The organism is Gemmatimonadaceae bacterium (assembly GCA_020852815.1).
In the GTDB taxonomy this organism is placed as follows: Bacteria; Gemmatimonadota; Gemmatimonadetes; order Gemmatimonadales; family Gemmatimonadaceae; genus SCN-70-22.
Genome location: JADZAN010000030.1, coordinates 62725 through 75714 on the forward strand (window position 1 = coordinate 62725; position 12990 = coordinate 75714).

Below are 12990 nucleotides of genomic sequence, written 5' to 3' on the forward strand. Positions count from 1 at the left end.
CGGGGGCGCCGGGTTGTGGGTCCCAGCTTTCGCCGGGAAGGTGGGCAGGGGCGCCGGGTTGACCGGGCGCCGCTGTCACCATCGAGGACGACTCGTTTGGCGTCTTGGTGTGCGGCCGAGTTCTCTCTACCTGTAGCTCCCGCCCGCGCACGACGCATCGACAAATGGGTCCCAGCTTTCGCTGGGAAGGTGGGCGGGGGCGCCGAGTTGTGGGTCCCAGCTTTCGCTGGGAAGGTGGGCGGGGGCGCCGGGTTGTGGATTCCAGCTTTCGCTGGGAAGGTGGGCGGGGGCGCCGGGTTGTGGATCCCAGCTTTCGCTGGGAAGGTGGGCGGGGGCGCCGAGTTGATCGCCCCCGCAAGAAACGCGAGCGGCGCCTCACGGCGCCGCTCGCACTCCCGTCTCCCGGACCCCCCAAGCTTTCGCTGGGGCAAGCTTCCCGTCTCCCGTCCCCCGTCCCCCGTCTCCCGTCCCGGGTCCGCAGTGTCCCTACTTCACCGCCACCGTCACCGGCGCGTTGAGCTTGACCGCGATGCGACCGCCGGCGTTCACGCACCCCTCGTAGTTCGCGGTGGCCGCGGCGGCGGCGCCGCCAGCTGCAGCACCTGCGGCGGCGCCGATGATGGTGGACTTGCTCTTCTTCCCGAGGATCTGCCCGATGACGGCGCCGGCGACGGCACCACCGATGACCTTCTTCGCATCGTTGCCGCCGGTCGAGGCGCGCACACGCGTGATGTCGGCGGTCTGGACGTCACCGTCGAGAGCGTAGGTGCGCCCATCGAAGGAGATGTTCACGACGCGAAAGCCCATCTGGATCTGGTCGTTGGCATTCTCGCTGCGCTTGAGCGTCGTCAGCTCGATGGTGACCGCGGCGCCGGCGGGGATCACGGCTCCATCAGAACCGCTCACCGACTCGTTGAGCGTGGCGATGAAGCGATCACCGACCTTGTTGGTGTTGGTGCAGACCTTGTCGGCGGCGCCAAGGTTGAGCATGGTGCCCGCCGCCACGCTCCCCATCTTCTCGGCGGCACCGCTCCCCTTCTCCTCCGTGTTGCCGCCCGGCGTCGTGGTCGGGGCCGGCGTGGTCGGTGTGGGAGTGGTGGTCGTGGGCTTGGGCGGCTTCGCGGCGGGGGGCTTGGCCTTCGGGCGCGGCGTCGGCGCGGGCGGCGTCACGACCGGCGCGGGCTCCGGCGTCGGTTCCACTGCCGGGACGTCTTGCAGCTGCGGCTGGACGGCGGTGTCGCCCCCCACGCGGGCAAGGTCGCGGGCGAGGGTCGTGTCCTGCGCCAGGGCGTCATCGCCCTTCTTCTCGCCCGTACAGGCAACGAGCACGACGGCAAGCATCGCGAGGGCCATGACAGCGGACCAGGGAGCCCGCCGGGTATATTGGGACATGACGTTCCTCCAAGTGAGGTGAGAGGCTGCCCTTCTACATACAGCCTGACACGGCAAAGGTGCCGTGTCCCCCCTCACTACCGCAATCCCGAGTACGCGTGCCTTGCCGCGTGTCTGGGCGCGTGCCTGGACGAGTCACCGACCGTCGACCGATTGATGACTGACTGATGCGTGCGCTCCGTCGTTTGCTCCCCTACATGCGCCCGTATCGCGCGACCCTGCTCGGCGGGTTGGCGTGCGTCGTGGTGTCGGGTGCGCTGGGGAGCGTGAACCCGACGCTGCTCAAGCGGGCAATCGACGGGATGCGCCCCGGGGGCTCGCTCGCCACGGTGTGGCGCGTGGCGGGGCTGATGCTTGCCGTGTCGCTGGTGGCCGGCGTCTTCCGGTTCGCGATGCGCGAGTTGCTCAACGCGCTGTCGCGCCGAGTGGAGTACGACCTTCGCAACGCCCTCTTCGAGCACATCCTCACGCTCGACGCGCCGTACTTCAACCGCACGCGCACGGGCGAACTCATGGCGCGCCTAACGAACGACCTGGGGGCGGTGCGCATGGCGGCTGGGCCGGCGATCATGTACATGGTGAGCACCGCGGTGGGCGGGATCTTCGCGCTGGGCTTCATGATCGCCATCGAGCCGCGCCTCACGCTGCTCGCCCTCCTCCCGATGCTCCCGCTCCCCTTCGTGATGATGAAGCTGGGGCGCGAGATCCACGATCGCTTCGAGAATGTGCAGGAGCACTTCGGGGCGATGACGACGCGCGTGCAGGAGAACCTGGCGGGGACGCGCATCGTGCGGGCCTACCGACAGGAAGCGAGTGAGGAGGCACGCTGGCGCTCGATGAGCGACGACTACCTGCGCCGCAACTTGCGGCTGGCGCGGTTGCAGGCGTTGATGAATCCCACTTTTGCCCTGCTTGGCGGCGCGGGCTCGGCCGTCGTGCTCGGCGCCGGGGGCGCGCTCGTGGTGCGCGGGACGATCACCGTCGGCGACTTCGTGGCCTTCGCGATGTACCTGACGATGCTCGTCTGGCCGCTGATCGCGTTAGGCTGGGTGCTCAACCTGTTCCAGCGCGCCGGCGCGTCGATGGCCCGGCTGAACGAGATCCTCGACGCGAGGCCGCAGGTGACCGCACCCGTGGACGGACGCGCGTTACCGCCGGCGTTTGGCGGGCGGCAGGTCGAGTTCCGCGATGTGGGCTTCCAGTATCCGGCCAAGGGCGATGCCGCGCCGCGCTGGGTCTTCCGACACCTTTCGTTCACGGTCGCGGCGGGAGAGACGTTAGGCATCGTGGGAGCGACGGGGAGCGGGAAGTCGGCGCTGCTCGACCTCCTCACGCGGGCGTGGGACCCGGTGGAGGGGGAGATCCTGGTCGACGGCGTCCCGATTCGCGCGCTGCCGCTCGACACGTTGCGGCGCGAACTGGGCGTGGTACCGCAGGAGACGACGCTGTTCAGCGACACCATCGAGTCGAATCTTGCGTACGGCGCACTCGACGGCGGCGAGGTGCGCTGGGCCGCCGACGTGGCGCAGCTGACGGAGACGATCAAGGACTTTCCCGGCGGCTTCGACACGATCCTCGGTGAGCGCGGGATCAACCTCTCCGGCGGGCAGCGGCAGCGCGCAGCGCTGGCGCGAGCACTCTCGCGAAGGCCATCGATTGTGATCCTCGACGACGCGCTGTCGGCCGTCGACACGCACACCGAAGCGGCGATCCTGCATGGACTGCGCGATGCACTGAGCGGTCGCACCGCCATCATCGCCTCGCATCGCGTCTCGGCGATTCGCGAGGCGGACCAGATCATCGTCCTCGACGACGGACGCATCGTGGAGCGCGGGACGCACGCGACGCTGATCGCGGCGCGAGGGCGTTACTGGGAGCTGTTGGCGCGCCAGCAGGTGGAGGAGGCGGTGGAGGCGGGGGGGTAGGGGGAGCGCGGAGGACGAGAGGACGAGAAGACGAGAAGACGAGGGGTTGGCAGTGGGGGGGAGGGGGGAGGCGGGGTGCCGGCGTGGGGGACTCGAGCCGGTACAGGCCATGTTGCCCACCTTCCCAGCGAAAGCTGCGATCCATTTGTCGTTGCGGCGTGCACGGGCGGTGGTGCGTGCGGCATCGACCCAACGACTGCGCCCTCCGGGCGCGAGCCGCCGCGCCCCATTCCGGCGGAGTCCTGCACGCTCCCCTCCGCCTTCACGCCCACCTTCCCAGCGCAAGCTGGGATCCATTTGTCGTCGCGGCGTGCACGGGCGGTGGTGGGTGCGGCACCGACCTAACGACTGCGCCCTCCGGCCGCGAGCCGCCGCGCCCCATTCCGGCGGAGTCCTGCACGCTCCCCCTCCCCCTCACGCCCACCTTCCCAGCGCAAGCTGGGATCCATTTGTCGTCGCGGCGTGCACGGGCGGTGGTGCGTGCTGTGCCTACCTAACGACTGCGCCCTCCGGGTGCGAGCCGCCGCGCCCCGCTCCGGCGGAGTCCTGCACGCTTCCCCCCGCCCTCACGCCCACCTTCCCAGCGCAAGCTGGGATCCATTTGTGGTCGCGGCGTGCACAGGCGGTGGTGGGTGCGAGACGTGCCGCACGCGGGCGGCGCCTCAGTGCGGGATGTCGGGGCGCCACTTCCGGTTGAGAAGCGTACGGGTGCGAGTGCATGATCCGATACGTGCAAAGATCCTCACCGCAGGGTGCACGGAGGGAAAGCGCACCGGGAAGGTTCCACGCCGAGTCGGGCTGAGGTTCAGGCCCTGGGTCGGCGATCTTGCTCGGAAGGAGGGTGACGCTCCACTCCATCGAGTGAGAAGAGGACGACTCGCGCACGAACCCTCGTCACGCCGCGACTTCGTCCGCGTCCTCCGTGTCATCAAGGCTCTCATGAGTCGCGGATCGCGCTCCCCGCACCTGGCGCAGCGCCTCGCGTGGCCAGGATCACCTTCGTCGCCGGCGTTAGGCGCGTGCCGCGGTTGCAACCGCGCGCGTAAGGCATGTACGGACTCCTGTGCGCGACGCGACGGCAAATGGGTCCCAGCTTTCGCTGGGACGGTGGGCGTGGGGGGGGGGTAACGCAAAACGCCGAGTGGTCGTTAGGCACGTGCTGCGGTTACGACCGCGCGCGTGAGTGCATGTACGGCGGCCTGTGCGGAGCGCGAGGGCAAATGGGTCCCAACTTTCGCTGGGACGGTGGGTGGGGGAAAGGGCGGTGTGCGGAGGTCAGCCGGGCCGGGGTGCGGGCGACTCGCGCCCGGAGGGCGCAGGCGTTAGGTCGGTGGGGCGCACGCCACTGGTCGCGCACGACGCGAGGGCAAATGGGTCCCAGCTTTCGCTGGGAAGGTGGATGGGGGGGCTAAAGCGTGCGCTCGGCACGCACCTAACGACTCCGCCGCCCCATACCAGGCAGCTCCACCCGCACTCACTCGCCCACAGCCGCTCGCATTCAGCCGCTCGCATTCAGCTGCTCGCCCACAGCCGCTCGCATTCAGCCGCTCGCCCACAGCCGCTCGCCTTCAGCCGCTCGCCTTCAGCCGCTCGCCCGCACTCGCTCGCACCCGCTCGCCTACACCCGCTCGCCCGCACTCACTCGCCCACACCCGCTCGCCCACACCCGCTCGCCCACACTCGCTCGCCCGCACTCGCTCGCCCGCACTCGCCCGCCCGCACTCGCCCGCCCGCACTCGCCCGCGCCACCTCGCCTACAACCGCTCGAGGATGAACTCGGGAGTAAACTGCTGCAGCCAGCTTGCCAGGATCGTGAACTGGTTGGTCAGCATCAGGACGCCGACGACGACCATCAGGGCGCCAGCGGCGCGTTGCATCCAGAGCATCTGCTTCTTGAACTTCTGGAAGAAGGACATGAAGCGATCGACGGCGAGGGCGCTCAGGATGAAGGGAATGGCAAGTCCGAGCGAGTAGGCGGTGAGCAGGGCAAGCCCCCGGGGGAGGTCGGCTTCGCTCGATGCGTAGATGAGGATGGAGCCGAGGATGGGGCCGATGCACGGGGTCCAGCCGGCGCCGAAGGCGATACCGACGAGGACGGTGCCCAGGTAGCCGACGGGCTTGTCCGCCAGGTGCACTCGGCGCTCCCGGGCGAAGAAGGCGATGTTCAGGAGCCCCGTCAGGTACAAACCGAAGACGATGATGATCACCCCGCCCACCTTGGTGATCGTGTCGCGCTGCGTGAACAGGACCCGGCCGAGAACGGTCGCCGTGGCGCCCAGCGCAAGGAAGATGAGCGAGAAGCCGAGGACGAAGAGGAGGCCGTGCACGAGCGCCACGCGCTTGCGCGCGGTCACGTCATCGAAGCTCAACCCGGTGATGAACGTGACGTAACTCGGGATGAGCGGGAGGACGCACGGCGAAAGGAAGCTGAGGAGGCCGGCGCCAAATGCTACGAAGAGGCCGATCGATGGAGGTGTCACGGAACTCGCGCTGGAGAACGAATGATCAAGGCGAAAGCTATCGGATGCGCGACGGCCCGGGCGAGGGGGTGCCGCGTTGGCAGTCATCGCAGACGCCGTAGATGACGAGGCGGTGGCGCTGGCGGGCGTAGCCCTGCGACTCGGCGACAATGGTCGTCATCCGCTCGAGTCGTTCGTCACGGAACTCGCGGACCTTGCCGCAGACGGTGCACAGGAGGTGCTCGTGGTGCGGGACGTCGCGCGCGGGCTCGTAGCGGCGGAACCCCTCGCCGAAGTCGCGCTCGACGAGGAGCCCACTGCGCAGCAGGAGCTCGATGGTTCGATACACCGTCGCCAGGCCGATGCCGCTCTCGCGGCGGACGAGTTCGAGGGCGACGTCGTCGGCCGACAGGTGGCGCTCGGAGCGGAGCATGATGTCGGCGATCGCCAGGCGCTGCGCGGTCACGGGGAGGCCGTGGTCGCGCAGGTAGGTGGTGAATGCCTCGACTACGGCGTCGTGGCCCACACGGGGGCGGCGAGGGCAGCGCTGAGCGATTGGCCGGTGAAGCTATGCGGCTCCTGGTCGTCACCGGCGCGCTTGGCGACGCCGCGCACCACGCGCTCGACGGTGTCGAGGGGGGCGTCGGCTTCGTGGGTGATGTCGACGTCCCACTTTCCGCGATCGGGGCCCTTGATCACCAGGCGATAGCGGGCGCTCAGGATCTGCAGGCGATGCGGCGGCGCGGGCGGCACGGCAGCGGGCGCCGCGCCAGCGACGAAGTCACCCTCGCCAGCTGCACTCTCGTCATCCGCGCCGTCGGCGTGCGGCGCGCCACTGTCGTCGGTCGGCGACGTGAGGGCGAGAATGTCGCCGAGTGCGATCGATGCCTCTTCGTTAGGCTCGGCGTCGAGGACGATCGTCTGCATCTCATCGTCCAGCGCCTCCTCGACGTCCGTCGTGTCGGCGGTGTCGGCCATGGGGATGAAGGTCTGCGGCGCGGGGAAATCGTCGCCGCTCCCCCCTTCCTCATCCTCGATGGCGACATCGGTGTCGACGAGCGTGTGGGCTGCTTCGGCGACGTATGCCTCAACGTCGGTTGCATCTACATCTGCCGCATCGAGCGCGATGACGACGTGCGCCTCGCCCGGTAGCTCGTCGTAGGCGACGATGAGCCCATCGCTGTCCTCATCAACGACCACCCCGTCGACCGCGTCCCCTGGCTCGCTCGACTCTCCGAGCATCACCTGCACCGGCGCCTCCGGCGGCTCCGGCGCCTCCGGCGGCTCCGGCGCCTCCGGCGCCTCCGGCGGCTCGACGGCGACGACGGCGACGCCGCTCTCGATCCCGCCCTGACGAATCGACGGGAAGAGGCGGAGCTCGACGATCTCGCTCCCGGCCGGGATGCGCTCGACGATGGCGGTGAGGAAGCGCCGTGTGGTGTCGTTCATCGCGCCCCGCCGACGATGGCGGCGAATGCCTGGGTGACGACCGGGGTGGCGCGACGGAGGAGCGGACGGCGAGCGAGGGGACGGCGATGGGGCATCGGGTGCGGCGAGAGCGGGAGTCGAGTGGCGCGGGGAAAGATCACTGGGGGGAGGGGGGGCTGGAAGGGCGAAGGGCGGACGGGAGACGGGAGACGGGAGACGGGAGTGCGCGGCTGCGCCGCGCGGGTGGGGAGGCGAGTGGTGGTGCTCGGAGGGTGCGACGGTCGGTCGTGGAAGTGGGGCGCCTCCGTGAAGCGCGCAACGCTCGCGCAAACATGCGCGCGCGCGGCCAAGCCGCGCGTACTCCCGTCTCCCGTCTCCCGTCCCGATGCGTCCCCAAGGAGCACGCCACACTCGCCCCCCAACCCAGACAGAGCAGCGGACGAACGCCCGGCGCCTACATCAGCGACACGGGATCGCGATCCACCACGAGCCGCATCCCATCCTTGTTCGGGACCTCGTAGCGCTCGGCGAAGTAGCGGAGGGCGCGGGTGAGCGACGGGCCGTGGTGGGCCTTGACGAGGGTGTGCCAGCGCCAGCGCTGCTTGATGCGGTCGACCGGACAGGGGGCCGGGCCGACGATCGTCAGCTGCAACTCCGGGCGCGCGGTGGCGAGGCGACGGAGCCAGTCGGTCGCGCGCTGGGCCAGGGTGGCGGTCGCGTCCTCGGCGGTGGCGCTGAAGATCACGTTCGCGAGGCGGATCGTGGGCGGGTACGGGGGAGAGACGCGCCCCGGGAGTTCTTCGTCCACGAAGCCCTGGTAGTCGTGATGGACGGCGCAGCGCAGGGCGTGGTGGTTGCCCATGCGAGTCTGGATGATGACGCGCCCAGCCTTGGTGCTGCGTCCGGCGCGCCCGGCGACCTGGGCCAGGAGTTGGAAGGTGCGCTCGGCGGCGCGGAAGTCGGGGAGGTTGATCCCCACGTCGGCGTCGATGACACCCACCAGCGTCACGTTGGGGAAGTCGAGTCCCTTGGCGATCATCTGGGTGCCGAGGAGGATGTCGATGTCGCCGGCGCCCACGCGGTCGAGGATCTCGGCGTGGGCCCACTTGCCGCTGGTGGTGTCGACGTCCATGCGGGCAATGCGCGCGTCGGCGAAGCGCTCGACGAGGAGGCGCTCGACCTGCTGGGTGCCGAGTCCGCGCTGTCGCATGGTGGCGGCGCCGCAGCGTTCGCAGGTGCGGCGGATCTCCTCGGCGTGGCCGCAGTAGTGGCAGACGAGGCGTTCAGGGGTGCGGTGGAGGGTGAGGGAGATGGAGCAGTTGGGGCAGGCGGAGACGTCGCCGCAGGTGGTGCACTGGATGAAGGAGGAGTAGCCGCGGCGGTTGAGGAGGAGGATGGTTTGTTCGCGCGCGGCGAGTGTGTCGCGGATGGCGCGTTCGAGGGGGTCGGAGACGACGCGGCGGAAGGGGTCGTGTGAGGCGGGGGAGGTGAGGCGGCGCGGGGGGGCGGGGATGCGGGTGGGGGTGGGGGGCTGTGGGGGCGGGGGGGGTGGGGGGGGTGGGGTGTTTGGGGAGGAAATGGTACGGAGGGGAATGGAATGGTGAGGTGTGGTGGGGGTGGGGGGGGTAGGTTGGTTTTCGGGGGGGGCCCCCCGCGCCGCCGCCATTCGCTCGGACTGAATCGCACTCCCCTCCCCCGCCCTCCACTCCTCTCCCTCCCCGCGCCGCACGCCGCCCAGGTCGACGATCGCGATCTCCGGCAGTACCCCTCCCCCCACACGCTCCGGCAGCGTGAGGAGGTGATAGGTCCCCTCGCGAGCCAGCACCCAGCTCTCCAGCGACGGCGTCGCGCTCCCCAGCACCGTCACGGCACCGGCGTGCCGCGCGCGCACGATCGCCACGTCGCGTGCGTGATAGCGCGGCGTCTCGTTCTGCTTGTAGCTCGTCTCGTGTTCCTCATCGACAATGATCGCGCCCACATCGTCGAGCGGGGCGAAGATCGCCGAGCGGGCACCGACGGCAATACGCTTCTCGCCACGCTTGAGGGCGCGCCAGGCATCGAGGCGTTCACCATCACTAAGCGCGGAGTGCAGCACGGCGACGCGGTCGCCGAAGACGCCGCGAAAGCGGTCGACCGTCTGGGGGGTGAGGGCGATCTCCGGGACGAGGACGATCGCCGTGCGCCCGAGGTCGATGACCAGTCGGCGCAACACCTCGAGGTAGACGAGCGTCTTGCCGCTCCCGGTCACCCCGTGGAGGAGGAAGACATCGCCCCCCTTCCCCGCCGTGATGCGCGCGATGGCCTCCTGCTGTGCCGATGTAGGGGCATGCGCGGGCGGCGGCGAACCGGGGCGCGCGGCGAAGGGATCGCGGTTGACCGCCTCGCGCAGCACCTCCACGACGCCGCGCTTGACCAGTGCATCGATCACCCCCTCGGAGACGCCGAGCCGCTCGACGACGTGCTCCACGCTCGCCCGTCCGCCGGAGGCCTCGAGCAACTCGTACACCTCACGCTGTCGCGGGGCGCGCTTGAAGAGCGCATCGCGGGCCATGAGGGAGTCGAGCCGCTGCGCCAGGGCGAGCGCACGGCGCGTCTTGCCGGGGGGAGACGGGACGTCGACGCCGGTCAGCGCAGCGGGGAGGGCGCTGCGCAGCGTCATGCCTAACGGCGCAACGTAGTAATCGGCAAGCCAGTGGCAGGTGGCCACGAGCGACGGTGAAAGCGCCGGCTCCGGATCGGGGACTGCGGTCACCGCCTTGTACTTCACCCCCTCGAGCGGGGCCGCGTCGGTGGCGACGACGATCCCCACATCGGCCCGGTTGCGCCACGGGACCACGACGCGACTCCCGACGGCGATCGGGTGCGCGAAGTCGCGATCGACCGCATACGAGAATGTGCGGAAGAGCGGGACCGGGAGGGCGACGTCGACGAGGCGCGGCATGTCTCCGAAAGCTACTCCGCGGTTCCAGCCCCCGAGCGCGCCGCGACGAGATCGCCTAGCTTCCCGCCATGTCCGCGCCACGTAGTCGCTCGCACATCCCCGCCGCCGGAAAGGCCGGCGCCGCCACGACGTCGCTCGCCAGGCGGCTGGAGGAGCACGGCCTCATCATGCTGTACGACGGACGCTGCGGGCTGTGTAATGCGACGGTGCGCTGGCTCCTCAGGCGCGACCGCGGGGGGACGATGTGCTTCGCCCCGCTCGAGTCCGCGATCGGGCGCGCGGCGCTGGCTCGGCTCCCCTCGCTCAATGGCGTCGATTCCGTCGTCCTGCTGCACAAGGACGGGGCGTGGATCAAGTCGACGGCGATGCTGGAGATGCTGCGCTATGTGGGAGGCGTGTGGAGCTTCGCGACGGTGGGCTACGCGCTCCCGCGCGGTGTGCGCGACGCGATCTACGATTTCATCGCCAGGCGGCGCTACGCATGGTTTGGGAAGTTGGCGGCGTGCCCGCGTCCGTCGCCCGAGGATGCGCCGCGCTTCCTGATGAAGGGAGTGTGAGGCGGGGGCGCGGCGCGCTCAGAGCGACGTGACGGCCGCGGCTCCCGAGTGGCGGGCGAACCAGGCGGTGCGTTGTTCAGCCGCGGTCCCGTTGTTGAGCAGGAAATTGAGGAGCGCGTCGGCCAGTTCGAATCCCGTCTGGTAGCGATCGCCGGCCGGCTTGGCGAGGCAGCGCATCACGATCGCCGACAGCTCCATGGGGACGCGCGAATCGACGACTTCAGGCGCAACGGGGGCCTCGTGCACCTGCTTGTAGCCGACGGAGTACGAATCGGCGCCGTCAAAAGGAGGAAAGCCGAGTAGCATCTCGTAGAGCATCACGCCCACGGCGTAGAGGTCGCTGCGGCCGTCGACCATCTTCCCCATCGCCTGCTCGGGGGACATGTAGTGGGGCGTCCCCATGGCGCGCCCGCTGCGCGTGAGGCGGCCGTGGAAGCGCGCAGTGGCGATGCCGAAGTCGGTGATCATCGCATGCCCGTCTTCATCGAAGAGCATGTTGTCGGGCTTGATGTCGCGGTGCACGACGCCGCGGCGGTGCGCGTAGTCGAGCGCCGTCGCCACCTGCGCGCAGATCGTCGCCGAGGGTGTTGCGGCCACCGTCTTGTCGCGCACGAGAACGTCGGCGAGCGAGCCGCCGGCCATGTACGGCATGACGAGATAGACGAGGTTATCGAGGTCGGCGAAGTCGAGGATGGGACAAATGTGCGGATGCAGGAGCTGGCTCGACGCCTCGGCTTCGCGCTTGAAGCGCTCGCGCATCTCCGCATCCTTGGCCAGGTGCGCGTGCAGCACCTTGATCACGAGCGGGCGATCGAGCGTGGCGTGCATCGCGTAGTACACGTGCGCCATCCCGCCGCTCCCCATGCGACGGACGACGCGATAGCGTGCGCCCGACACCTTGCGGAGGTTGGTGAGCTCGGAATCGGGCTGCTCGATGGGGGCGGCGCTGACCTCGGGGAGGTCGGCGTGGCATCGCGTGCACTTGACGGCGCGCGTCCGGTTCCAGGTGCCGCAGTCGGGACAGAACACGGCTCAAGCTCCGAACTGCAGGCGAACAAAGTCGTACGGCGGCAACGGCTGCGAGTGCTCGATCGCCATTTCCGGGAGGCGTGCGCGTTCCTCGCTCACCGCATCGCGGAAGCTCCCCCACTTCTCGCGCTCGACGAGGAACGAGGCCTCGACGCTGCGCCCGTGCGCGTCCTGCTGCGGCGCGAAGGTGACGCAGGCGGTTGCGCTGCGCTTGAGGAAACGGAAGGAATCGAAGACTGTCGTCTCGAAATCGGCGATGCGCCCTTCGCGTGTCTCCGTCATCGCCGTCGCGTCGTTGGCGTCCACCGGGTTCGGGACCACGCGCACGCGCGTCATCACGCGGTCGCCCAGGTCACCGACCGCCTCGAGGAGCGTCGTGTAGTGCAGCTCCATCCAGTGCAGGAGCGACGAGCGGGAACGAAAGACCGTGCCGAAGGGGGCGGGAACGACGGGTTGCACGCGAAAGGCATCCTCGACGACGCGGCGATACTCGTCGATCGCGTCGCGCGTGGCGGCAAGGCGTTCGTAGGGGGCGGAACGCACGATGGCGACGAGGTCCCGGAGGGGGACCGACTCCGTCCCCGAGATGCGCAGCGGTGCCGCGGCATCATGACTGACGACTCCAAAGAGCTGCAGCGCTTCAGCGCCGATGGCGGGAGTGCGGAGGCTGCGCGTGCGCGCCACGAGATCCTCGATGGTCCTGCGTTGGGAAGGGTCGATCCCGACCGATTCGTTGGAGAGGCAACGACCCACTGCTGAGTATCGGCAGGCGGTCGTGATACGACAGGACATTCTGACCGAGCGACGCGCTGCGACCGCCGCCTTCATGGCCCCGCGTGAGAGCGCCGCAACGAGTCGCGGCGATCGTTCGCCATGCGGAGGTCAGACGATTCTCACGGCAGGGTCCGTCACATGGAACTTTCTGCCGAACAGAAACTTGCCGACCGGGCGATGGCGCGCGAGCGCATGCGTGCGTGGTTGGTCGTGCATCAGAGAGTGTAGGTCGAGGGGCGGCGGGACTGAAGTGGGGCGGATTGGCGGGTTGGGGGCGGGGGGGGGAAGTCGGGGTCAAGCGAATCGAGCGAAAATCGGGGTCAGCGCAGATCGGGGTCAGAGTCACCGAGAATTTGGTTCGCTGACTCTGATATGAAGCGACCTGTCAAGTGGCGACGTGGTCCGGGGGGTGGGAGTGGGGCGTACACGGGCGAGGGGCGGGGCGAGTGGACGGCGGGACGCGGCGCGCGACGGCTGATCACTCT

The 12990-nt window shown here is 69.5% G+C and carries 9 protein-coding genes; 2 read left to right on the forward strand and 7 right to left on the reverse strand.

Annotated elements, in window-relative coordinates; all coding sequences use genetic code 11:
* Positions 1 to 486: 486 nt before the first annotated feature.
* Positions 487 to 1353 (reverse strand): hypothetical protein, encoded by an 867-nt coding sequence (locus IT359_16450; protein MCC6930580.1) that lies wholly within the window; start codon positions 1351 to 1353, stop codon positions 487 to 489.
* Positions 1354 to 1559: 206 nt separating this feature from the next.
* Between IT359_16450 and IT359_16455 the strand changes: the two genes are divergently transcribed.
* On the forward strand, positions 1560 to 3317 hold the full coding sequence (locus tag IT359_16455; GenBank protein MCC6930581.1) for an ABC transporter ATP-binding protein: 1758 nt from the start codon (positions 1560 to 1562) through the stop codon (positions 3315 to 3317).
* Between the two features lie 1754 nt (positions 3318 to 5071).
* Here IT359_16455 and IT359_16460 read toward each other — a convergent pair.
* The 4 genes from IT359_16460 to priA form a co-directional block, all read right to left on the reverse strand.
* On the reverse strand, positions 5072 to 5797 hold the full coding sequence (locus tag IT359_16460; protein MCC6930582.1) for a cytochrome c biogenesis protein CcdA: 726 nt from the start codon (positions 5795 to 5797) through the stop codon (positions 5072 to 5074).
* A 37-nt stretch (positions 5798 to 5834) separates the two neighbouring features.
* Positions 5835 to 6302, reverse strand: coding sequence for a transcriptional repressor (locus tag IT359_16465; GenBank protein MCC6930583.1), 468 nt, complete (start codon positions 6300 to 6302; stop codon positions 5835 to 5837).
* Positions 6284 to 7225 (reverse strand): hypothetical protein, encoded by a 942-nt coding sequence (locus IT359_16470; GenBank protein MCC6930584.1) that lies wholly within the window; start codon positions 7223 to 7225, stop codon positions 6284 to 6286. The genes IT359_16465 and IT359_16470 overlap by 19 nt, the downstream gene beginning before the upstream one ends.
* 433 nt (positions 7226 to 7658) lie before the next feature.
* Positions 7659 to 10145, reverse strand: coding sequence for a primosomal protein N' (priA, locus tag IT359_16475; protein MCC6930585.1), 2487 nt, complete (start codon positions 10143 to 10145; stop codon positions 7659 to 7661).
* Positions 10146 to 10213: 68 nt separating this feature from the next.
* Here priA and IT359_16480 point away from each other — a divergent pair, with 68 nt between their 5' ends.
* Positions 10214 to 10702: a DUF393 domain-containing protein gene (locus IT359_16480; GenBank protein MCC6930586.1), complete on the forward strand. Its 489-nt coding sequence runs from the start codon at positions 10214 to 10216 to the stop codon at positions 10700 to 10702.
* Between the two features lie 18 nt (positions 10703 to 10720).
* Here the strand turns inward: IT359_16480 and IT359_16485 are convergent, their stop codons facing one another.
* Together IT359_16485 and IT359_16490 are read right to left on the reverse strand one after the other, a co-directional pair.
* Positions 10721 to 11731 (reverse strand): serine/threonine protein kinase, encoded by a 1011-nt coding sequence (locus IT359_16485; protein ID MCC6930587.1) that lies wholly within the window; start codon positions 11729 to 11731, stop codon positions 10721 to 10723.
* Between the two features lie 3 nt (positions 11732 to 11734).
* Positions 11735 to 12484, reverse strand: a complete 750-nt coding sequence (locus IT359_16490; GenBank protein MCC6930588.1) for a GvpL/GvpF family gas vesicle protein — start codon at positions 12482 to 12484, stop codon at positions 11735 to 11737.
* Between the last annotated feature and the right edge of the window lie 506 nt (positions 12485 to 12990).